The sequence below is a fragment of the Nocardia sp. bgisy118 genome (assembly GCF_057708605.1).
On record NZ_JBYISM010000009.1, the window covers coordinates 112,028 to 133,654 of the forward strand.

The following is a 21,627-nucleotide window of genomic DNA, read 5'->3' on the forward strand; positions in this document are numbered from 1 at the left end:
GGATGGACGAGGAGCGACGGACGGTGCGTTGTGACCGACAGCGCCCACAATATAGCCGTCGTGGCACCCCGTGCCGGGGCTATCAAGATCGAATCCAGCGCGCCGAGCCCCCAGAAATGGGGGCACCGAATGCTCGACTCTCTTTGCGCCCGCGACTATTTCATGTTTGCATCTCGCCGGGACAGCGATCAGGATGGCTGCGTGTCGCACACTCCGGTATCGCTGCGTGATCTCCCCTTGCTACGTACCCGCCACCTCGGGCAGATCGGTGGACTGATGCGGCCCGGCACCCACCGTTCCCCCTTGCTTCAACTCGGGGAACGGTTCGTCTTCTCGCCGCCGGGATTCCCGGACATGCTGGTCACCCACGACATGGACGATGTGCGAGAGCTTTTCGCCAACCACGATGACTTCTCGGTCGGCCAAGTGCTGAGCCGGTTCTCCAGCCACGACGCGATGTTCGGCAAGCAGACGTTGATCTTCCTCGACGGCGACGAGCACCGCCGCGAACGACGGCTGTTCGCTCCGCCGTTCCAGAGCAAGGCGCTTCGATCCTACGAAGAGCTCATGGTGGAGGTGGTCCAGCGCGAACTGCCGCGCTGGCCGGTCGGTGAGCCGTTCGAGTTCCTGAAGGCGGGCTACGACCTTGCCATCGGCGTGCTGCTCGCGGTCGTCTTCGGCGATGTGGCGCCCGCCCGCCGGGATCGGCTGAAGCAGGCCGTGAGCCAATGGTTCGGGGAGATCGAAAGTCGCGGTTTCCTCGCCGTCACCTTGCTCACGCCGCTGATCGGCGGCTACACGCTGCCCTACCCGCCGCTGCGTCGCCGCCAAGCCGAGGTCGACGCCGTGATCATCGAGGAGATCGCCGCGCGCCGCGCCGAACCCGGCGATCGGAGCGACCGGAAAGACGTGCTGTCCCGGTACGTCGGCACCGAACTCGATCAGCACGACGACGCCGCGCTGGCCCGCAACATGCGCGGCGTCCTGCTGGGCGCCTACGAGACCACCGCCATCACCCTCGGCTGGATCGCCGCCATGCTGGCGGGCCACCCGCAGGCCATGGCCGAACTGGACGCGGCGGCCGACGCGGGCGACGGGGAGCGGCTCGACGCATACCTCGACGCCGTGGTCGCCGAGACGATGCGGTTGCGCCCGGTCTCCCCGTTCACCGGGCGGCGCGCCCTCCGCGACACCGTGCTCAACGGAATCCGTATTCCCAAGGGCGCCATCGTCATCGTGCCGATCCTGCTCATTCACGAATCACCCAGGCATTACCCGGATCCGATGGTCTTCCGCCCCGAACGCTTTCTCGACGAGCGACCGAACGGCCAGACCTGGCTGACCTTCGGCGCGGGCGCGCATCGGTGCCTTGGCGCGCAGTTCGCCCTCGTGGAAGCCCGCATCCTGTTCCGCACCGTGCTCGAGCAGCGTCGCATCCAGGCCGCGTCCGGGCCCATCGAACCGCCACGCCGTTACCACACCGGTCTCAGCCCGGCCGAGAACGCCCGCATCACCCTGCTGCCGCGCTGAGCCCTCGCGCCGCCTACACTCGCCGTACTGGAACCTGTTCTACAAGGTGGTGGTGCGGTGCCGGAGGATCTGATCTTCGCGCTCTGGGGTGTCGGCGATCTGCGGGACGCGGCGCTGACGCGGCAGTTGGTCGCGGCGGGCGTCGAATCCGTGCGGCTGAACATCTCCGACGCCGACGTGGCCGAGGCGATGCTCCGCTTGACGACCTTCGACGCGCCGATCGACGCGGTCCTCGCCCTCTCGTCCTCGACCGGCTGCGACCGCGCCGCCGTGCTCGCCACGCTCGGAGGCGTCGCCGAACGGTGCGAGGGGTGGCGGGTCGAAGTCAGGACGCCGCTGCCGCCGCCTCCGGTGCCGATCGGCGAGCGCACCCCGGGGCTGGCCAATGTCGCGTTCCTGCGCAGGCCGCCGGAACTGCCGTACGGCGAATGGCTCGATCATTGGCGCAACCGCCACACCGAGGTCGCCATCGCCACCCAGGCCACCTTCGGCTACGTGCAGAATCGCGTCCTCGAGGCGGTCACCGACACCGCCCCGGACATCACCGCGGTGGTCGAGGAACTGTTCCCCCTGGAGGCGCTGCGCGACCCGCACGCCTTCTACGGCAGCGGCGGCGACGATGCCGAACTGAACCGGCGCATTCAACGCATGATGACCAGCGTGGCCGCGTTCGGCGCCGACCACGACATCGATGTCGTTCCCACCAGCCGGTACGTATTGCGCTGAGCCGCAAGGGATCCGGACACCATCTCAGCGAGGCAGCTCTGCCGCGACAGCGGTGTAGGGCGTGGTCGGCTCGGGCGGGGTGTCGAAGCGAGCGTTCGGCAAGTACAACCGACCCGCGAACGCGGCGACAGTGGCCGGTACGTCGAAGCGCGGGTCGATGATTCGCCGTACCAGCGTGCCCTTCGTGCCCTCGGGATCGAGGGCGATCACGGCGATCGCATTGCGCCGGTTCTGGACGACATACAGTGTGCTGCCGTCCAGGAGCAGTCCGTCGCCGTCGGGCAGCTCCTCGCCACCGAGGTCGACGTGGCGCGCCTCGCCTGTCGCGGGGTCGACGCGGAACAGACGTCCGGTCACCGACTGCACGACGATCAGGCCGGCGCCATCGGGCGTGCGCGCGATGCCGTTGGCGTTGAACGCGTTCGGCACGTAGGTGAGGTCACCGGTCAGCGGGAGCCGAACCACCTCCTCGGGCGCGGGCAACTTACCGTCCGGCCCGATGGGCAAGTGATACAGCACGGGCGCGCGCGAGTCGGTGAACCACGCGCCCGACGGCGTGAACACCACATCGTTGACGAAAGTGTCCGGCGGGGTTGCCAGTTGGTAGTTCGCCAGCACCGCGCCCGTCCAGGCGTCCACGATTCGGACGTCACCGCCGGTGCCGCCCGCGACGAACAGGCGACCGCGGTGATCGAGCCGCAGGCCCAGCGCCTGCGTCCCCGGGCCGCGGCTCAGCAGGTCACCGTGCCCGGTCACCAAGTCGACGCGATAGATGGAACCATCGGCCATGGAACCGAAATAGGCCACCGGCAGCGCACCGATCGCGATGCCCTCCGGACGGAATCCGGCAGGCAGGGCGATCGTGGCGGGGAACACCGGGCTGTCCGCCACCGCCCGGTGCGCGGGTGCCAGCACGGTCCCTCCGAGGCAGACCAGCGCGGCCGCCGTACCGAGTGCACGCTTCATCTCATCGGCCTCTCGTCCGCGGCTCCGTCGACGGCGATCTTCATCGAGACGTCCTTTCCCGGGTGGGTGGATCGGGAACCCGCTGCGCTGCTGGACTTTTCATACTCACGATCTCAGCCGAGATCGATTGATGAATCCAACACATGTTTGTCACTCCATAGATCGTGATTCACGATTGATCCATGGAGCTTCAGCAGTTGCGCTATGTCGTCGCCGTCGCCGAGACGAACAGCTTCACCCGCGCCGCCGCACGGTGCCTGGTCGTCCAGTCCGCCCTCAGTCACCAAATCGGCCGCCTGGAAAGGGAACTCGGCGCACGACTGTTCGAGCGCACCAGCCGCCGAGTGCGGCTGACTCCGGCAGGCGCGGCCTTCCTCCCGGCCGCCCGCCAGTGCCTGGACGCCGCCGAGCGCGCGGCCGCCGAGGTCGCCGCGGCCGTCGGCGAGGTGCGCGGGCGGCTCGCCGTCGGCCTGATCCCCACCGTCGCCGCCGTCGACGTCCCCGGCGCGCTGCGCGAATTCCGCAAGCTGCACCCGCACGTGCGCATCGGCCTGCGGGTGGGCGCGAGCGAGGATCTCGTCGATCAGGTCGAGCAGGGAGCCATCGACGTGGCCTTCCTCGGGTTGCCGACCACCGCGCGACCCCGCGGTGTCGCCGCCCGCGAACTCGCCCGTGACCGGCTCGTCGCCGTGGTCGCGCCGGACCATCCGCTCGTCGGCGAACCGACGGTCGACCTGCGCAGACTGTCGTCCGAGATCTTCGTCGACCTGCCCGCCGGGACCGCCGGACGCGCCCAATCCGACCAAGCTTTCGCGGCCGCGGGCCTGCACCGTGACGTCGCCTTCGAAGTGACCACCGCCGACTACATCGCCCGGCTCGTCGGGCAGGACCTGTGCGTGGCCATGCTCCCCGCCGCCTACGTGCCGCAGCTCACCGGTGTGGTCACCGTCGAGGTCGACGACGCGCCTGCCCGCGTCGAATACGTCGTCTGGAACCGCTTCAGCCGCACGCCCGCGGCGACCGCCTTCCTCGCCGTCATCGACATCCCGAATCCGCATACTCCCGCCGACGATTCGGCGGGCGACGCGGTTCACTGACGGGCGATCGCTTCCACGGATCGGGGCTGCACGGCGATCACCCGGTCCAGCGCCCGCAGGTCGGCGTCGAGCGTCCTGAAAAGCCAGTACGCGGCGACGAAGGCGAGCCCGCCGCCCGCGCACAACCCCAGCACCGAATCGCGAACGAGCGCGAGCTCGCCCGATTCGAGGGCACCGAATCCCGCCAGCACGCCGACCACCGGCACAGATGCGGTGATCGCGAGATAGACCGTGGTTCTTCGGCGCAGCCAGTGCAGATCGGCCGAGTCGCGCTCCGTTGTGCGGCCATGGCGCAGATGGATGGGATAGACGCAGCGCACGATGTAGAAGGTGGAGAGGAAGAACGTGTAGGCGACGGAGATGGTGCCCGCCACCAGCACGGTCATCGCCGCGTGGATCTGTAGCCGCAGCGAAACGTCGGTGAACGCGCGCAGCAACATCACGCCGGTCACCGTGGCGATAACCGCGGCGAGAAGGGTGTTCAGCGCACACAGGTCGCCCCACAGCAACGTTCGCGACCGCACCCGCGCGAGCGTCGACTCGTCGTAGCGCCTGCCCTCGCGCAAGCCACGCAGAACCGCGAGCAGATCACGCGATATGTACACGTAGATGACGACGGCCAACGGCAAGACGCCGAGGATGCAAGCGATCACGCCCCTGTCCATCTGCGTGTTGACAGCGTCGGGCACTCGCTCTCTGATCAGTTTCTGAACGTGTGTCGCCAGATAGATCGTCGCCAGGCCGATACCGATCAGCGAAGACAACCAGAGGATCGGGGTCGGCCACCGAGAAAGCCGCGCCCGCCAACTGTTCGGTGGCGGATAGACGAGGTCGCGAGCCCTCGCCTCGAGGCACAGGTCGAGCTGCTGGGCCAATTCCGAACCGCACGAGTAGCGATCCGCGGGGTCGGGCGACAGGCACTTCAGCAGCACCTGGCAGAGCGCCGGGGGGCAGTCCGGCGGTAGATCGGACAGGAACTTCGAGTCGATGGGCCTGCGCCGCAGTTCGAGCATGCGGGCCAGCGACGTCTCCGACTCGCCCGCGGATGTTTCGTCTGCGAAAGGCCGCCGTCCGGTCAGCAGTTCCCACAGCATGACGGCCAGCGCGAAGATATCGCTTCGCGTGTCGAGATCGGCGGCGGACGCGGGCAGCTCGGGATGACAGGCCTCGAGCTGTTCGGGCGACATGTACGCCAGCGATCCGCCGAAGTACGCCAGCGGGCTCGCGCCCTTGACGCGTTTGCTGAAGCTGACGTTGAAATCGGCCAGTTTCGGGATGCCTTCGGCGCTGAGCAGCACGTTCGCGGGTTTGATGTCGCGATGCAACACCCCGCGTTCGGACGCGTGCTGCAACGCGTCCGCGAGGCGGCGGCCCAGCCAGGCGACGGTCTCGGGCCAGGTCAGCGCGGCGGTCCGTTCGCGAACAGCCGAATCGGCGGGCCGCACCTCGCCCTTGTCGGCGAGCACGGCGTCGACCGCGTCGAGCAGCAGCTGCCCGCTGTGCTGCCCCTCGGGCGTCGCGCGCCGCAAGCGCAGCACGTCGAGCAGCGTTCCGCCCGGGAGATACTGCATGTAGAGCAGCTTCAGCTCGCCGTCGCCGATCAGTCGCTGGTCGAAGATGCGCACGATGTATTCGTGGTCGAGCTGGGCGAGGGTCTGCGGCTCGATGCCGTGGTTGTGGGAGATCTTCACCGCGACCAGTCGCTGCATGGATTGCTGCCTGGCCAGATACACCTGGGCGAAGGCGCCCGCGCCGATCCGCATCAGGAGGTCGAAATCGTCGACCCGGTCGCCGACGTCGATGGAGTCGAGCAACACCTGGGCGCCGGGGCGGGCGATCATCGTGCTGTGGTAGTCGTCGGCGATCTGCGCGAGCTCGGAATCGGCCGCGGCGGCTGTGGCAGCGGTGACGGCGGCCGCCGTCTCGGGCGCCTCCCCGCCGCGGCGCCGGGCGTGGAATTCCTCGTAGACGAGCTCGGCCGGGAGCGGCCCCTCGCGCAGCTCGGTGAATTCCGTGCGGTAATCGGCCAGTCGTTTGGGATAGTGATGACGCAGCCAGCGGTATTCGAGATCGATCTTGATCAGTTCGATCAGTACCGTCCGCCGCGCGGCCGGCTCACGCGGTAGATACGCCGACAGGTCGGGCGGTGCCCCTGACGCCCAGGCTTCGGAGAACCGTGCCACGGCGGTGGCGAGCACGGTGCGGGTCCGTTCGGCTGAATCGACCAGGTCGATCGGCTCGTACATCGGTAGCTCGGGATCAGCCCAGGGCGATCACACGGCGGGCTACGTGTGGTGCGGCCGCTCCTCGCGATTGCCCCACATCAGCTCCTTTCCGCCAACCTCCCCGCTCCAGCGTATCGCTCACCCACCGGCGAATGGATGGCAAATGGCGTGCGGCGAGCAGCGGCCGCCCGAGCTCACCTCATCGCTCCGGGACCGCCATCTCGGCCAGGACCACGTCGATCGGGGTCGGTGTGACATTCAATGTCGTCGCTGTCGATGACGCGTCGAGGATGTTGGGCCGGTCGTACAGGTACAGCATCTCCGGGAACTCCGCCATGATCGAGTCCGTCCTGCCGATTTCCTCGAGCTCGGCCCTCGTCATGCGATTCAGGCGCGGCTCGGGCGCGCCTGCCGCCGCGGCCAGGTGTGTCGCCAGTTCGCGCACCGACTCCTCAGCGCTGGACGGCACGTGCCAGGCGCGGCCCCAGGATTGTTCGTGGCTCGCTGCGGCGACGAGCATGCGCGCCGCGTCACCGGTGTAGGTCCAACTGTGCGGGGCATCGAGGTCCCCGGGGTAGAAGGCGGGCGAACCGGCCAGCACGTGCGCACCCACCATGAGAGTGAACGGCGAGTAGGCGCGTGCGCCCAGGAAGTCGCTGGCCCTGATCTCGGTCACCCGCACCCGGCCTGCCTCGTAGGCCGCGCGCGCGTCGTGCCAAATCCGAGCCCGGACACGGCCTTTCGCGCTGGTTGCCGCCAGGGCGAGATCTTCTGTCACGGGGCCGTCCACCGGGCCATAGCCGTAGGTGTTGCCGAGCATGACGTAGTCGGCGCCGGTGCGCTCGGCCGTTGCCAGCAGGGCGGCGGCCAAGGGAGGAAAGTCGGTCGGCCAGCGATCGTAGGGCGGCATGGCGCAGTTGAACAGGGTGGCCGCGCCGCGCGTCAGCTCGGTGAGCCGCGCGGTGTCGGTGGCATCGGCGGCAACTCGCTCGATCCGCTCGTGCACCGGCCCGCTACCGCTGCGGGTGACGAGCCGGACCCGCTCGCCGGTGTCGGCCAGCAAACGGGCAGTGGCCGAGCCGGTGGCTCCGGCTCCGATGACGACGTGCAAGGACATCCCAGCTCTCCTGATTCGCGGTGGTGTGAACGGCCGCAGGCGCAACAGCCGCGCCGACGCGCCATTCAGCTTCCGCCGCAGGAGATCCGTACGATAGTGGCCCACATGCCAAATATCCGGAGGTTCGGGCCATGCACCGGGTAGCTGTTGTCGCCGTCCCCCCAGCCACGACGTTCGACCTGTCCATCCCCGAGTTGGTGCTGGGCGAGACGCTGGTCGACGGCGTCCCCGGCTATCAGGTGCGCGTCTGCGCCGCCCGTCCCGGGCCGGTCGCCACCAACGGCAGCCTGGAGATCACCGTCGCCCACGGCCTGGACGCGGTCGACGACGCCGACACCGTCATCGTCACCGGCACCGGCGCCCGCGACGACATCGACCCGCGCATCCTCGCGGTGTTGCGCCGCTCCGCCGCCGAGGGCAAGCGGATCGCCTCGATCTGCACCGGAGCTTTCGTACTCGCCGAGGCCGGGCTGCTCGACGGACGCCGGGCCACCACCTATTGGGCGAAGTCCGACGAGTTCTCCAGCCGCTTCCCCGCGGTGGACCTGCGCCCCGACGTGCTGTACATCGAAGACGGCAACATCCTGACCTCCGCCGGACTGTCCGCGGGCATCGATCTGTGCCTGCATCTGGTGCGCAGCGACTACGGCGCCGCGACAGCCAACTCGGCGGCCCGGCTCATGGTGGCGGCGCCGGTGCGGCCGGGCGGACAAGCTCAGTTCATTCGGACACCGCTCCCGCCCGAGACCGGCATCTCCCTGGCGGCAACCCGTAGCTGGGCGCTCGCCCGCCTGCACGAGCCACTCACCCGCGCCGCCCTCGCGAACCATGCCCGCACCAGTGTTCGCACCTTGACCCGCAAGTTCCATGCGGAAACCGGCCTGAGCCCGCTCCAATGGCTGCTCCATCAGCGCGTCATCCGGGCCCAGGAGCTCCTGGAAACGACCGACTTACCGATGGACCAGGTTGCCCGCCTCAGCGGCCTGGCCACGACAGACTCTCTGCGCCAACATCTTTCGCGACGGACGGGGCTGACCCCCAGCGCGTATCGCGCCGCGTTCACCCAGAACCCGGACCGAACGTCGGAGACGAACGCGACGGTGTGAACGTTCGCGCCTTCGAAGAATCACCGTCGGCCCGTCCGCATTTCGTGCTCGAGTGCAGCCCGGCCGATACAGCGAGGAATGGGCGATCGCTCTCCCCTATCGCCGCGCGGGCGACGCCTCGGATTCGGGCCGGGAAGCCATTCGATGTTCGAGTTCGGCGCCTTCGATGTCGAGATCGGGGACGTAGCGGGCGAACCAGCGCGGGTGGTACCACATGCGGTTGCCGACGAGGGCCATGACGGCGGGCACCAGGGTCAGCCGGACGACGAAGGCGTCGAGCAGGACGCCGACGGCGAGGGTGAACGCCAGCGGTTTGACGATGGGGTTGTCGACGGTGGCGAAGGCGACGAACACAGCGAACATGATCAGCGCGGCGGCGGTGACGACGCGGGCGGAGTGCGCGACGCCGTTCTGCACCGAGGTGACCGCGTCGGCGGTGCGGGTGTGTTCCTCCTTGATCCTGGAGACGACGAAGATCTGGTAGTCGCTGGACAGGCCGAAGATGATGGCGAGGGTGATGATCGGGAGGAAGCTCAGCGTCTGCGCCTTGGTGACGCCGAAAAGTTCCGCGCCCCAGCCCCATTGGAATACGGCGACCTGTGCGCCGAGGGCGGCGAAGACCGAGAGGATGAAGCCCGCGATCGAGGACAGCGGGACCAGGATCGTGCGGAACGCGATCGTCAGCAGCACCAGCGCCAGGCCGACCACGACCGCGAGGAAGATCGGCAGCGCTTCGGCGAGCCGGTTCGAGGTGTCGATATTCGCGGCGGTGGTGCCGCCGACCAGATACGTTGCCCCGGTGCCGCTTTCGATCGCGGCGCGGTCGTCGCGCAGCCGGTTCACCAGATCGGCGGTGGCCGGGTCGTCGGGGCCGGTCTTGGGGACGACCTGGATCAGCATCAGACCGTCCCCGGTGCCCGCGGGCTGCACCGCGGCCACGCCGGGTTCCTGTCGCAGCCTGCCCATGAGCGTTTGCGCCGCGTCCGGGCCGGTGGCTCGCGACAGGTCGGTCACCACCAGCAGCGGCCCGTTGAAGCCGGGGCCGAACGACTTCTCGACCAGGTCGTAGGCCTTGTGGGCGGTGCTCGAGTCCGGTTGCGTCGCGCCACTGGGCAACCCGAGTTCCATGCGGGAGACGGGGATCGCCAGGGCGACGAGCAGCGCGACGCCGAGAATCAGCAGCGGGATACGGAATCTCGTGACGAATCGTCCCCACGAGTGCCCGAATGTGCGCTCGGGCTCGTAGGCGGCGATGCGCGCGATCTCCTCCGGCCGTCCCGGGTGCAGCGGCGGCGAGATGAACCGGGCGACGGTGTCACCGGCGAACATGAGCAGGGCGGGCAGCAGCGTCAGCGCGACGAGCATGGCCACCAGCACCGCGCCCGCCGCGGTCAGACCCATGACGGTGAGGAACGGGATGTTCGCCACCGTCAGCCCGCACAGCGCGATGATCACGGTGACCGCCGCGAACACCACCGAACTGCCCGCGGTCCCGACGGCGAGTGGAACCGATTCCGCCGCGGCCATTCCCAGCACGATATGGTGCCGGTGCCGCGACAGAACGAACAGCGCGTAGTCGATGCCGCAGGAGAGGCCGAGCATCAAGGCCAGCGACGTCGCCGCCGAGGGCACGTCGACGAACGCGGCGACCCCGAGAATTCCGGTGAATCCGATACCGACGCCGACCAGCGCGGTGACGATGGGCAGGCCCGCCGCGACCGCCGCGCCGAAGGTGATCAGCAGAATGATCAACGCCGCGATGACGCCGAGAAGCTCTGGCGTATGCGGGATTTCGGCGGTGAAGCCCGGATAGACCGCGCCGGAGAACTCCACGTCGAGTCCCGCTTCCCGCGCGGGATCGGCGACGCGGTCCACCCCTTCGAGTGTGTCCTCGGCGACCTCCCCCGCCGACACCGAGAACTGCACGCTGCCCAGCGCGACGCGCTGATCCCGCGACACCGCCTTGGCCTGGAACGGGTCGACGACCGCCGCGACCTGCGGCAGCCCGCGCAACCCCGCCATCACCTGCTCGATCTGACCGGCGACCTGCTGGTCGGTCACCTTGGCCAGACCGGGCGTGGCGAAGACCACCTGCATATGCGCGCCACTGAACGCCGGCATCCGCTGGTGCAGCAACGACACGGCATCCTGCGATTCGGTGCCGGGGACGGCGAAGTTGTCGTTCGTCTTGCCGCCGGTCCCGGCGGCGAAGCAGACCGCACCGACCAGCAGCACGATCCAGATCACCAGCACCCACCAGCGGCGATGGACTACGACCCGCCCGAGCGCGAACAGATACCGAGACATGCGGATCCTCTCACCGAGCCAGCGAGCGACGGAGCGACTGACGCACTACTGGCACGATAACACGAGAAGTGATGATTTCCTCAAAAACGTAGTAATGGTCAGCAACCCTTCGCGCGCTCAGGCTCGATCGTCGGGCGCGAATCGCGGCGCCGCCGCGCACAGGGCGGACGCGTTCGCTCCCCAGCTCTGCACGGCTCCGTCCGGCCGGACCAGGGCCGCCGACGCGCGGCCGTGCCGAAGCCGGCGGTGCCGAAGCCAGCGGTGCAGAGCCGTCCCCGGCACCGCGCGAAGCACGACACCGCCGCGGCGCTCGATCCGGTTCTTGTCGGCCTGCGGCAGGTCGGCCGTCGTGAGGATCGCGAAGCGTCCCGCGATGAGGTCGTCGACCCGGCGCCCGTCGGGGAGGCGATCGTTCGGCGGCAGCCGACCGGCGAGGCCACGCCGCAGCAGCGGCGCGACCACCAGATCGGAACGGCGCAGCGGCGGGGATTCGCCGCTGGTGACCGTGCGGGCGAGGCCGGGCACGCGAGGTAGCCGCGGTGCGATCAGGCCGCGCAGCCGGTTGCCGAGCTCGCCGCCTGCGGTCATGGCCATGCCCGTGAGCTGGGCCAGCCGGATCATCGCGCGCGCGTGCGGTTTTCGCTCGGTCTCGTAGGTGTCGAGCACACCTTCCGGGAGCTCACCGCGCAGCACCCCGGCCAGTTTCCAGGTGAGATTCGCGGCGTCGCGCAGACCGGCGCCCATGCCTTGGCCGATGAACGGCGGTGTCAGGTGAGCGGCGTCGCCGAGCAGGAACACCCGTCCCGCGCGCCAGCGATCGGCGAGCTGGGCGCGGAAGGTGTATTCGGCGACCCGCACCAGCTCGAGGCGCTCGAACGCGGCGGTGTCGACCCACGGCGCGATGAGCGGTCGCAGCGGGGACAGATCGCGGAAATCGGCGGCGGTCTCGCCGGGGCGAAGGCGAAATTCCCACCGGTAGCGGGTCTTTCCGATGCGCATGTAGGTGGCTGCGCGCGTCGGGTCGCAGACCTGGTGGACGCCTTCCCAGTGGCCGAGGTCCGCCGTCGTGGCGATGTCGACGACGAGCCAACGCTGCGCGAATCGCAGATCCCGCATCCGCGCGCCGATCGCGCCGCGGACGAGACTGTTGGCCCCGTCGCAGCCGAGCAGGTATCCGGCGCGCACCGATTCGGTTCGCCCCGTCGCCCGGTCGGTGAAATCGACTCGGACGCCGCCGCTTTCCTCGGTCACGGCGGCGACTTCGGCGTTGCTCCGCAGGGTCGCCTCCGGGTAGCGGCGCAGGTTGGCGCGCAGGATCGCTTCCAGTTCCGGCTGGTCGAACAGGTTCGCCTCCGGGTGCCCGTTGCGACCACCGGCCGGGTCGCGATCGAATTGCGCCAGCACCCGCCGATCGGGATCGAGCAGCCGCAAACCCAGCGCGGGCCGGGAGATCGCGTCGAATTCCTCGCCGACGCCGAGCCGGCCGACGATCCGGCGGATCTCGCCGTCGAGGTGGACCCCGCGCGGCTGCGGATACACGCCCTCCCACCGTTCCAGGATCAGCGACTCGATCCCGTACTGCGCCAGCAAGGTGGCCGCGGTGAGCCCGGTCGGGCCCGCGCCGACGAGCACGACCGGAATCGTGCGCGCGGTCACGGGGAAACCCCGGCGAGAGTGACCACGTAGCCGACGGCGACGAGCGCGGTCGCGGCCGCGGGCGCGATCTCGGGTACGCCGTCGCCGTTGCGGAGATGGGTGACGACTGCGCCCGCCATCAGCAGCGTCAGCCCCGTGCCCGCCGCGATACCGGTCCACGGCAGAACGAAACCGAGCAGCACGCCACCGGCGGCGGCGATTTCGAGTGCGCCGATTCCCCGGTAGGCAGTCGTCGTGAAGCCGAGATGCTCGGCGCGTTCGCGCATCGGGGCGAGCGCGAGCAGCTTGGCAGCCCCGAAGAACAGGAACTCTGCCGCCAGCAGGCCCGCGAGTACCGTGGAGACGATTGTCATTGCACCACCACTTTCCAGCTGATCGCGTAGCGGCCGAGGACGGTCTCGACGTCCTGCTCGTCCGCGGCGGATTCGAGTTCGACCGTCGCGACGACCGCGCCGTCCGCGACCTCGGCCGTGACGCCGCGCAGTCCGGCGATCCCCGCGAGGGCCTCGAGCAGTTCGCGGCGGGTCGCGTCGGCGCGCAGACCGAGCTTGTAGGGCTTGCCGACGTCGGTGACCGGCAGCGCGTCGAGGACGGTGACCGTCTTGGGTGCGGCGGCCCGCTCGTGTACCCGGTCGGCGGTCCACTCCACCAACTCCGATTCGGTGACGTCCGCACCTGCGGTGATGACGACATACGCGACCGGGACTTCACCGGCGTGTACATCCGGGCGGCCGACCGCACCGGCCGCCGCGACCTGCGGGTGAGCCAGCAGGGCGTCCTCGATGGTCGAGGGGTCGATGTTGTGGCCGCCGCGGATGATCAGGTCCTTGGCGCGACCGTGCAGGTGGATGAAGCCGTCCTGGTCGATGTGGGCCAGATCGCCGGTGTCCAGCCAGCCGTCGACCAGCGTGCCCAGCCCGTCGGTGACGTGGCCGTGCTGGTCCCGGCCGGTCACGTACCCGGCGAAAACCGTTGGGCCGCTGATCACCAGCACACCGGCCGCTCCCGCGGGCAGCCTCACCCACGACCCGTCCCCGGTGATGCGCACGATCTCGACGCGTTGATAAGGCATCCGCTGTCCCACCGCGCCCGGTCGCGGCGCATCCGGGAAGCTGCGCGCCGACGCGCAGGTCGCTTCGGCGAGGCCGTAGCCCTCTACGAGGGTCACGCCGGTGTGTGCCTGGAAGTTCTCGCGCACCGCGGTCGGCAGCGGCGACGCGCCGACCATCGCGTAGCGCAGGCTGGAGATGTCCGCGCCGATCGGGCACTGCGCGAGCACGGCGTACACGGTCGGCACCGCGCTCATGGCGGCGATCTCGTAGTGCGCCACGATGTTCCAGAACTCCGCGTAGAGGGTGAAGTCGCGGTAGCCGAGCGGTCCGGCCCACACCACCGACTGACCGCGGAACATCGGCGCGAGCAGCGTGACGACCAGGGCGTTGACGTGGAACAGCGGCAGCGCGGCGAAGACGACCGCGTCCTCGTCCAGCAGGGAGTTGGCGGCGATCATCCACGCGTTGGCGACCTCGCCGGAGTGCCGGTGCGCGGCCAGCTTCGGCACGCCCGTGGTGCCACCGGTGTGGAACAGCGCGGCCAGATCCGAGGCCACGGGCGGGATACCGACGAATCGGGACGAATCCTGTTCTCCGGCAAGGAGATCGAGGTAGCCGACCCGGATACCGGCGATCGCGGGCAGCTCGGGCGCCTCGTGCGCCGCAGCGGTGGGGCGCAGCACCAGCAGCGCGTCCACGAGGCCTCGCGCGGCCAGGTGACGGGCGGATGCCCAACTGTCGGCGGCGAGTTCGGGCCCGGCGACGATCAGGATCCGTGCACCGGAGCGGCCGAGCAACTTGGCGATGTGATCACGCGAGAGGCCACCATTGATCGGCGCGGCGATGCCCGCCAGCTGCGCGGCGAGGGTGGCGGGAATCAGCTCGGCGCAATTGGGCGCGATGAGCGCGACCGCGCCGCCGCGGCGCACGCCGAGTTCGTGCAGCAGGTTCGCGTACCGGTGCACGTCGGCGAGCAGTTCGGCGTAGCTGCGCCGCAACGGTTCCCGCCAGCGCGCGGCCTCGGGCAGCACCGTCAGCGCGTTGCGCTCCGGCCACCGGGTCGCGGCGCGGACGAGCAGAGCGTAGGTCGATTCGGGCAGACCGCGCTGCTCCAAGGGCACGGATTCGATGGCGGCCAAGTCCTCCGGCCCGGCGTAGCGGGGCCAGAGCAGGTCTTCGGCCGCGGCCTCGAGCGTTGTCTCGGTCACCGGGCGTACCTCACGACAGTGCGCTGGCGGCCGAGATCGATGGCGCCGTCGTCGGTGCCGATCGCGGCCTCGACCACATCGCCGTCCTTCAGGTACTTCGGATTCTTGGCCTGGCCTTGGAAGAACAGCTTCCACTTGACCGCGGACGGCAGCAGGTTCGCGACGAACTGCACCGCCTTGGGCGGGGCGCTGATGGCCGTGCCGATCGGCGTTCCGGTCAGCAGCAGATCACCGGAGTCCATCCGCTGGAAGCGCGTCAGTTCGCGCAGCGTCTCGACCGGCCGGTAGATCATGTCGGCGACCGTCATATCTTGACGGACTTCACCGTTGACCCACAGCCGCAGCCGCAGGTCGGTGAACCGCTTCAGTTCGTCGGCGTCGAGCAGCACCAGCGCCGGTCCGACCGGAGTGAACGTCGGATACGACTTCGCCTCGTAGAACTGGGTTTTCGGCAGCTGGACATCACGGGCGGAGATATCGTTGGTGACCACGAGGCCCGCGATATAGTCGGCGAGGCGCTCCGCGTCGATCGGCGAGCCGACCGGCATTTCGCGGCCGAAGACGAGGCCGATCTCCACTTCGTAGTCGAGCAGGCGCACGTGGGCGGGCCGGACGACGTCGTCGTGGGGGCCGCTGATCGATCCGGAGGTCTTGCGGAAGAACGTCAGCGGCACGGTCTCCGGGTCCAGGCCGGAGTCCTTCACGTGCGAGGCGAAGTTCGTCATCTGCGCCACCACCCGGCACGGTGCGGTCACCGGTGAGATCAGCGAAAGGCTCTCCACCGCAACGACATCTGTACTGGCGGCGGCCGCGGCGATGGCGTCACGGTCGGCGAGCAGCTCCCGCGTGGTCGTCGCGGCGGTCTCGATGCGGGCCGCACCCCGCTCCAGCACATCGTCTCGGCGCGTCCGCACCCACCAGGCGTCGGCGGTGCGAAGGACGGAAAGGGTCATGACTTGGCTCCCTTCAACAGGCCGCGCAGGCGGCGGAGATCGAATTCGTTGTCCTCACACAGCGCGTCGGCGATCGCGCGCAGTTCCCGCAGCGATTCGGCTCCGGGCGCGAGGCCGAGGAAGTCCTTGGTGGCGGGCGGACCCCACTGCGCGAGACCGGAGGCGCTCATCGGCGCCCAACCCGGCTCCAGGGTGGAGTCGAACATGTCGCCGTCGCTGAAGTGCTCGACCATGAAGCCGTCCGGATCGCGCCAGTAGTCGAAGATCTGGCTGCCCTGGATGTGGCGGCCGATCCCCCACGACCGGTGGTAGCCGCGTTCGCGCAGGTATTCGCCGCCCGCGGCGAGCGCGTCCAGATCGGCCACCTGGTACGCCGAGTGCACGTACCGGTTGGACGGTCCCAGCGTGAGCGCGAGCGTGTGGTGATCGGCCGGAGTGGCGCCACGGTCGCAGCGGATGAAGCTCATCACCGGCCCACGCTCCCGCTGGCCCGGGTAGTAGAGGAAGTCGCTGACGATCATGCCGAGGTTGCGCAGGTACCAGTCCAGCGTTTCCCGGTACTTGGTCGTCTGCACGACGACGTGCCCGAGCCGCTGCACTCGCGCGGGGATTCGCGGCGGACGCTGCGTGCCGTTGATGCGCACCACCTCGTGGCCGAGATTGAACGCGTGCGGCCGCTGCGGCGACAGCGCGGGCAGCTCGTGCGTCTCGGCGACGACCCGGACGCGCAACCCGCTCGGGTCGACCAGCTCGACCCCGAGCCCGCCCAGCGACTCCGGCAGCGGAGTCACCCGCGCGTCCATGGCCTGCGCAAGCCGCAGCAGGTCAGCGGAGTCGGCGGCCAGAAATGCTGGACCGATGAAGCGCGACCGGGGACCGCGGCGGACGAGCACGCAGGGCGAGCCGGGGTCGGTGCCGCGCAACCGCACCTCGTCGGCTGTCCGGCCCGCGGTCGTGAAACCGAATGCGTGCGCGAAGGTTTCGGCGCGCTCCAGGTCCGGCTTCGCGAATTCCAGCCACGCCAGATCGAGCACCTTCACCACCGGGTTGCCCGCGCGGCCCGGATGCTCGCCCGCCAACGCGCCGCGCGCGCTGTGCAGCCCTCTGTGCACATCGTGATGGCCGCTCATCGACCACTCCCTTCCACTTACTGACGATATCGTCACTCACGAACGAGTAGTCAGTCAAGAGGTTCTGACAAATTCGTCAATACTGACCGGACCGCTACGATGGCGTGCGAAGACGTCAGGGAGGAACAGCGATGACCGCGCAGACCGGCTCGGAACCCAACCGCCTCGAGCGGCGCAAGGCGCGAACCCGCGCGGCGCTCGTGAGCGCGGCGCAGGCATTGCTGGCGGAGGGGAAGCTCAACGTGCCGATCCTCGAGATCACGCAGGCGGCCGACGTCGGCATGGGGTCGTTCTACAACCACTTCCACAGCAGGGAGGAGCTGTACCAGGCTGCCATCGAGGAGGCGCTGGACCAGCACGGCGCACTGCTCGACGTGCTGTGCGAGGACATGGACGACCCGGCCCAGGTGTTCGCGCAGAGCTTCCGGCTCACCGGCCGCCTGCACCGGCTCAACCCCACCCTCAGCAAGGTCCTGCTCAACGACGGACTCAATCTCGCGAGGTCGAGCAGGGGGCTCGCACCGCGAGCCCGTCGCGACATCGAGGCGGCGGTCCGCGCGGGCCGCTTCCACGTCAGCGACCCGGAACTGGCCATGACCATCGTGACCGGCGCCGCCCTGTGCCTCGGCCAGCTGCTTCACGACCGCCCCGAACGCGACGACGCCGAGGCCGCCGACCAGGTGACCGAGGACCTGCTCCGGATGTTCGGCCTGCCCGCCGACGAAGCCCGCGAGATCTGCGCGCGACCGCTGCCGATCTTCGCCGCGGCACCCCGGGACGATTCCGCCGCCTGAGGCGCGGTGGCCGCTCAGCTACGTCTCAGCCCTCGGTGGCAGACTGTCGGAGAGAGACGACAGCTTCGAATCAGCGGGATGCGGATGTGATGGATTCACCGAACATTGTGCGTGACGACGACCTGGCTCATTTTCGCACCGAATTCTCCCGCTTCATGATGTCGTACCAATTCGTCATATCCGAGTTGATGACCAAGATCAATATCTTGAAAGACGAATTCACCTACATCCACAAGTACAGCCCGATCGAGCACGTCCGGTCGCGGCTGAAGTCCCCGGAGAGCATTCTGCACAAGCTGCAGCGCAAGGACATACCGGTCACGCTGCCCGACATCAGGAAGAACATCGTCGACATCGCCGGTGTGCGCATCACCTGCAGCTTCATCCAAGACACCTATCGGATCGCGGACATGCTCACCAGCCAGTCCGACGTCACCGTCACCGAGGTGCGCGACTACATCGCCAACCCGAAGCCCAACGGCTACAAGAGCCTGCACATTCTGCTCGAGCTGCCGGTGTTCATGAGCGACCGCGTCGAGTACGTGCCCGCGGAACTCCAGATCCGGACCATCGCCATGGATTTCTGGGCCAGTCTCGAACACAAGATCTACTACAAATACGGCGGCGACATTCCGGAGGAATTGCTCGCCGAACTCACCGACGCCGCGGACGCCGCGAACCGGCTCGACATGCGGATGGAACACCTCCACGAGCGGGTCGCCGCCTCACGCCTCAGCGCGCCCGGCGAGGAAGGCGTGATCCCGCTACCCACCCCACTCGAACTGATCGAGTCCCTCGCGCGGCAACACCACCTGAGCAGCTAGCGCGCCACCCACGGCCGGAGTTGGGCCGATGCGGCGTGGCCGCGCCTGGCCTCACTGCGCTGCGGACTGCCGCGTGACCATCCGGCGGGCCCGTTCGATGTCGTTGATGTTCCGCTCGGCCCACTGGCGCAGGGCGGTGACCGGCTCGGCCAGGCTGCGGCCGAGGTCGGTGAGCTCGTATTCGACACGCGGGGGAATCGTGGGATGCACTGTGCGGGTGAGGAATCCGTCGCTCTCCAGGCTGCGCAAGGTTTGGGTCAGCATCTTCTGAGAGACGCCGCCGATGCGGCGCGACAGGTCGGTGTAGCGCATCGCGCCCTGCTGGAGGAGGGCGTCGATCACCAGCACCGTCCACTTGCCCGCGATGTGGTCGAGGACCTGGCGGGTGGGGCACTTGGCGGAGTACACATCGGCGGGCAGACCCGATGATTCCACGATCGTCACACCCAGGAGAGTAGCGCACTAATTAGTGCCCTCTTCCCAATGGAGAGTCACTCTTCAATAGTTAGTGTCATGATCAAGACGCTGTCGGTCGCCGACGCGATCCGCACCCGCCGCACCGTCCGCCATTACCTGCCCGATCCAGTGCCCGCCGCCCACCTCGACACCCTTCTCGACTTGGCGATGCAAGCGCCGTCGAGCTGGAACCTGCAGGACCGGTCCATCGTGGTGGTCGCCGATACCGCGGGGCGGGAGGGCCTGACCTGGGCCACCGGCGGTCAGCCGCAGCCGCAGGAAGCGCCGGTCGTGCTCGTGTTCGTCGCCGAGCCGCACGCGTGGCGGGCGGACAGATCCGATGTCTACGAACAGGCGCGCCGCAACGGGGCGTGGAGCGACGAGTTCATCACCGGATTCTCCGCCGCCGCCACCGAGTTCCAGCAGGGCCTGACCGAACGCGGTCTCGACCGCGAATACGCGGTGAAGGACGCCATGATCGCCGCGACGTACGTCATGCTGGCCGCCACCGAACTCGGGCTGGCCACCTCGCCGATGAACGGCTGGGACGAGGACAGGGTGAAGAAGACGATCGGCATCGAGGACCGCGCCGACCTCGCCATCGCCCTGCTCATGTCCATCGGCTACGCCGCCGAGGAACGGATCCACCCGGGACGCAGGTCCCTGGACCGCACCGTCTTCCGCGGCCGCTATCGGGCCGCGTGAGCCGCGGCCCCGCGGGCTGACCCGTCAGTCGCAGACCGCGCCGCCCGAGGCCGAGCCGACCAGCTTCGTGTACTTCGCCAGCACACCGCGGGTATAGCGGGGCGGCAACGGTTTCCAGCCGTCGCGGCGGCGCGCGAGTTCGCTGTCGTCGACCTGGACGTCGAGGGTGCCCGCGGCGACGTCGAGGCGGATGCGGTCACCGTCGCGCACGAACGCGATGGGCCCGCCGTCGACGGCTTCCGGGGCGACGTGCCCGACGCACAGACCCGTGGTGCCGCCCGAGAACCGTCCGTCGGTCAGCAGCAGCACGTCCTTGCCGAGGCCCGCGCCCTTGATGGCGGCGGTGATGGCCAGCATCTCGCGCATTCCCGGACCGCCCTTGGGGCCCTCGTACCGGATGACGACCACGTCCCCCGCCGTGATCGTGCCGTCCTCCAGTGCGTCCATCGCGGACCGTTCGCGGTCGAAAACCCTTGCTGTGCCGGTGAATACATCGGAATCGAAGCCCGCCGACTTGACCACGGCGCCCTCGGGCGCGAGTGTTCCCCTGAGGATGGTGATGCCGCCGGTGGGATGGATCGGCGCGGCCATCGCGCGGATCACCTTGCCGTCGGGATCCGGCGGCGTGATCTCGGCCAGGTTCTCCGCCACCGTCCGCCCCGTCACCGTCAAGCAGTCGCCGTGCAGCAATCCGGCGTCGAGCAGCGCCTTCATCATCACCGGCACGCCGCCGATCCGGTCCACGTCGGTCATCACGTGCCTGCCGAAAGGCTTGACGTCGGCCAAGTGCGGCACCCGGCGGCCGATGCGGGCGAAATCGTCCAGCGTCAGGTCGACGTTCGCCTCGTGCGCGATGGCCAGCAGGTGCAGCACGGCATTGGTGGAGCCGCCGAAGGCCATGACGACCGCGATCGCGTTCTCGAACGCGGGTTTGGTGAGGATGTCGGCGGGGGTAATCCCCTGCCGGATCAACTCCACCACCGCCTCGCCGCTGCGCCGGGCGTAACCGTCGCGGCGGCGGTCGGTCGCGGGCGGGGCCGCGCTGCCCGGCAGCGACATGCCGAGTGCCTCGGCCGCGCTGGCCATGGTGTTGGCGGTATACATGCCGCCGCAGGCGCCCTCGCCGGGACAGATCGCGCGCTCGATGGCGTCCACGTCCTCGCGGCTCATCAGCCCGCGGGCACACGCGCCGACCGCTTCGAACGCGTCGATGATCGTCACCTCGCGCTCGCTGCCGTCGGAGAGTTTCGCGATCCCCGGCAGGATCGACCCCGCGTACAGGAACACGCTCGCCAGGTTCAGCCGGGCCGCCGCCATCAGCATTCCGGGCAGCGACTTGTCGCAGCCGGCCAGCAGCACCGAACCGTCGAGCCGCTCGGCCTGCATCACGGTCTCGACGCTGTCGGCGATCACCTCCCGCGACACCAGGGAGAAGTGCATCCCCTCGTGCCCCATGGAGATGCCGTCGGACACCGAGATGGTGCCGAACTGCATCGGAAAGCCGCCACCGGCGAACACGCCGTCCTTGCACCCTCTGGCGAGCCGCTCCAGCGACAGATTGCACGGGGTGATCTCGTTCCACGAGGACGCCACCCCCACCTGGGGCTTCTCCCAGTCCGCATCACCCATGCCGACCGCTCGCAGCATCCCGCGCGCGGCGGACCTCTCCAGGCCGTCGGTGACGTCACGACTACGCGGCTTGAGATCGGAGACCTTCGGATTCTCGGGCACGATTCCCCATCATTCCCGTTCTCTCCCGATTCCGGCGGCGACCA

Annotated in this window: 18 protein-coding genes; 7 read left to right on the forward strand and 11 right to left on the reverse strand. The window is 69.0% G+C overall.

The features are described from left to right. The first annotated feature begins 201 nt into the window (after positions 1-201). Entirely contained in the window at positions 202-1,530 is a 1,329-nt protein-coding gene (locus AC3EO7_RS13850) for a cytochrome P450 (RefSeq protein ID WP_431969894.1), read from the forward strand. A gap of 57 nt (positions 1,531-1,587) precedes the next feature. Next, the gene (locus tag AC3EO7_RS13855) at positions 1,588-2,256 is read left to right on the forward strand and encodes a hypothetical protein (RefSeq protein ID WP_435591378.1); all 669 of its coding nucleotides are present in this window, start codon (positions 1,588-1,590) and stop codon (positions 2,254-2,256) included. A 24-nt stretch (positions 2,257-2,280) separates the two neighbouring features. Here AC3EO7_RS13855 and AC3EO7_RS13860 read toward each other — a convergent pair whose 3' ends face one another. Further along, complete coding sequence (locus tag AC3EO7_RS13860) at positions 2,281-3,222, reverse strand: SMP-30/gluconolactonase/LRE family protein (RefSeq protein ID WP_435591379.1); 942 nt, start codon at positions 3,220-3,222, stop codon at positions 2,281-2,283. Between the two features lie 182 nt (positions 3,223-3,404). Here AC3EO7_RS13860 and AC3EO7_RS13865 point away from each other — a divergent pair, with 182 nt between their 5' ends. Beyond that, positions 3,405-4,319, forward strand: coding sequence for a LysR family transcriptional regulator (locus AC3EO7_RS13865; protein WP_431969897.1), 915 nt, complete (start codon positions 3,405-3,407; stop codon positions 4,317-4,319). On the opposite strand, the gene AC3EO7_RS13870 is transcribed toward AC3EO7_RS13865, so the two are convergent. Both AC3EO7_RS13870 and AC3EO7_RS13875 read right to left on the reverse strand, forming a co-directional pair. After that, positions 4,313-6,565 carry a serine/threonine-protein kinase gene (locus tag AC3EO7_RS13870; RefSeq protein WP_431969898.1) on the reverse strand — a complete coding sequence of 751 codons (2,253 nt, stop codon included), beginning with the start codon at positions 6,563-6,565 and terminating at the stop codon, positions 4,313-4,315. The genes AC3EO7_RS13865 and AC3EO7_RS13870 overlap by 7 nt on opposite strands. Before the next feature lie 178 nt (positions 6,566-6,743). After that, entirely contained in the window at positions 6,744-7,661 is a 918-nt protein-coding gene (locus AC3EO7_RS13875) for an NAD-dependent epimerase/dehydratase family protein (RefSeq protein WP_435591380.1), read from the reverse strand. A 131-nt stretch (positions 7,662-7,792) separates the two neighbouring features. Between AC3EO7_RS13875 and AC3EO7_RS13880 the strand changes: the two genes are divergently transcribed. After that, complete coding sequence (locus tag AC3EO7_RS13880; protein WP_435591381.1) at positions 7,793-8,767, forward strand: GlxA family transcriptional regulator; 975 nt, start codon at positions 7,793-7,795, stop codon at positions 8,765-8,767. A gap of 96 nt (positions 8,768-8,863) precedes the next feature. On the opposite strand, the gene AC3EO7_RS13885 is transcribed toward AC3EO7_RS13880, so the two are convergent. From AC3EO7_RS13885 to AC3EO7_RS13910, 6 genes are all read right to left on the reverse strand, one after another. Further along, positions 8,864-11,074: an MMPL family transporter gene (locus AC3EO7_RS13885; RefSeq protein ID WP_435591382.1), complete on the reverse strand. Its 2,211-nt coding sequence runs from the start codon at positions 11,072-11,074 to the stop codon at positions 8,864-8,866. Between the two features lie 117 nt (positions 11,075-11,191). Continuing rightward, positions 11,192-12,730, reverse strand: a complete 1,539-nt coding sequence (gene mhpA / locus AC3EO7_RS13890) for a bifunctional 3-(3-hydroxy-phenyl)propionate/3-hydroxycinnamic acid hydroxylase MhpA (RefSeq protein ID WP_435591383.1) — start codon at positions 12,728-12,730, stop codon at positions 11,192-11,194. Next, positions 12,727-13,083, reverse strand: coding sequence for a DoxX family protein (locus AC3EO7_RS13895; protein WP_431969903.1), 357 nt, complete (start codon positions 13,081-13,083; stop codon positions 12,727-12,729). Before AC3EO7_RS13895 ends, mhpA begins: the two co-directional genes overlap by 4 nt. Beyond that, positions 13,080-14,990, reverse strand: a complete 1,911-nt coding sequence (locus AC3EO7_RS13900; RefSeq protein WP_435591384.1) for an acyl-CoA synthetase — start codon at positions 14,988-14,990, stop codon at positions 13,080-13,082. The genes AC3EO7_RS13895 and AC3EO7_RS13900 overlap by 4 nt, the downstream gene beginning before the upstream one ends. Next, positions 14,987-15,943 (reverse strand): fumarylacetoacetate hydrolase family protein, encoded by a 957-nt coding sequence (locus AC3EO7_RS13905; protein WP_431969905.1) that lies wholly within the window; start codon positions 15,941-15,943, stop codon positions 14,987-14,989. Before AC3EO7_RS13905 ends, AC3EO7_RS13900 begins: the two co-directional genes overlap by 4 nt. After that, entirely contained in the window at positions 15,940-17,073 is a 1,134-nt protein-coding gene (locus tag AC3EO7_RS13910; protein ID WP_431969906.1) for a VOC family protein, read from the reverse strand. The genes AC3EO7_RS13905 and AC3EO7_RS13910 overlap by 4 nt, the downstream gene beginning before the upstream one ends. A gap of 131 nt (positions 17,074-17,204) precedes the next feature. Between AC3EO7_RS13910 and AC3EO7_RS13915 the strand changes: the two genes are divergently transcribed. Both AC3EO7_RS13915 and AC3EO7_RS13920 read left to right on the forward strand, forming a co-directional pair. Next, positions 17,205-17,867 carry a TetR/AcrR family transcriptional regulator gene (locus tag AC3EO7_RS13915; protein ID WP_435591385.1) on the forward strand — a complete coding sequence of 221 codons (663 nt, stop codon included), beginning with the start codon at positions 17,205-17,207 and terminating at the stop codon, positions 17,865-17,867. An 89-nt stretch (positions 17,868-17,956) separates the two neighbouring features. Further along, a complete protein-coding gene (locus AC3EO7_RS13920) occupies positions 17,957-18,691 on the forward strand; it encodes a GTP pyrophosphokinase (protein ID WP_431969908.1) in 735 nt (244 codons plus the stop codon). A gap of 51 nt (positions 18,692-18,742) precedes the next feature. On the opposite strand, the gene AC3EO7_RS13925 is transcribed toward AC3EO7_RS13920, so the two are convergent. After that, entirely contained in the window at positions 18,743-19,126 is a 384-nt protein-coding gene (locus AC3EO7_RS13925) for a winged helix-turn-helix transcriptional regulator (RefSeq protein ID WP_431970017.1), read from the reverse strand. Between the two features lie 78 nt (positions 19,127-19,204). Between AC3EO7_RS13925 and AC3EO7_RS13930 the strand changes: the two genes are divergently transcribed. Then, complete coding sequence (locus AC3EO7_RS13930; protein WP_431969909.1) at positions 19,205-19,852, forward strand: nitroreductase family protein; 648 nt, start codon at positions 19,205-19,207, stop codon at positions 19,850-19,852. 24 nt (positions 19,853-19,876) lie between these two features. Here AC3EO7_RS13930 and ilvD read toward each other — a convergent pair whose 3' ends face one another. Further along, positions 19,877-21,583: a dihydroxy-acid dehydratase gene (gene ilvD / locus AC3EO7_RS13935; RefSeq protein ID WP_431969910.1), complete on the reverse strand. Its 1,707-nt coding sequence runs from the start codon at positions 21,581-21,583 to the stop codon at positions 19,877-19,879. Positions 21,584-21,627: the final 44 nt, after the last annotated feature.

What these genes read in the sequence shown, in the direction of transcription:
- AC3EO7_RS13860 (WP_435591379.1), bottom strand. Translation starts at nt 3,222, where the DNA reads ATGAAGCGTGCACTCGGTACGGCGGCCGCGCTGGTCTGCCTCGGAGGG.
- AC3EO7_RS13865 (WP_431969897.1), top strand. Translation starts at nt 3,405, where the DNA reads ATGGAGCTTCAGCAGTTGCGCTATGTCGTCGCCGTCGCCGAGACGAAC.
- AC3EO7_RS13870 (WP_431969898.1), bottom strand. Translation starts at nt 6,565, where the DNA reads ATGTACGAGCCGATCGACCTGGTCGATTCAGCCGAACGGACCCGCACC.
- AC3EO7_RS13875 (WP_435591380.1), bottom strand. Translation starts at nt 7,661, where the DNA reads ATGTCCTTGCACGTCGTCATCGGAGCCGGAGCCACCGGCTCGGCCACT.
- AC3EO7_RS13880 (WP_435591381.1), top strand. Translation starts at nt 7,793, where the DNA reads ATGCACCGGGTAGCTGTTGTCGCCGTCCCCCCAGCCACGACGTTCGAC.
- AC3EO7_RS13885 (WP_435591382.1), bottom strand. Translation starts at nt 11,074, where the DNA reads ATGTCTCGGTATCTGTTCGCGCTCGGGCGGGTCGTAGTCCATCGCCGC.
- AC3EO7_RS13895 (WP_431969903.1), bottom strand. Translation starts at nt 13,083, where the DNA reads ATGACAATCGTCTCCACGGTACTCGCGGGCCTGCTGGCGGCAGAGTTC.
- AC3EO7_RS13905 (WP_431969905.1), bottom strand. Translation starts at nt 15,943, where the DNA reads ATGACCCTTTCCGTCCTTCGCACCGCCGACGCCTGGTGGGTGCGGACG.
- AC3EO7_RS13910 (WP_431969906.1), bottom strand. Translation starts at nt 17,073, where the DNA reads ATGAGCGGCCATCACGATGTGCACAGAGGGCTGCACAGCGCGCGCGGC.
- AC3EO7_RS13915 (WP_435591385.1), top strand. Translation starts at nt 17,205, where the DNA reads ATGACCGCGCAGACCGGCTCGGAACCCAACCGCCTCGAGCGGCGCAAG.
- AC3EO7_RS13920 (WP_431969908.1), top strand. Translation starts at nt 17,957, where the DNA reads ATGGATTCACCGAACATTGTGCGTGACGACGACCTGGCTCATTTTCGC.
- AC3EO7_RS13930 (WP_431969909.1), top strand. Translation starts at nt 19,205, where the DNA reads ATGATCAAGACGCTGTCGGTCGCCGACGCGATCCGCACCCGCCGCACC.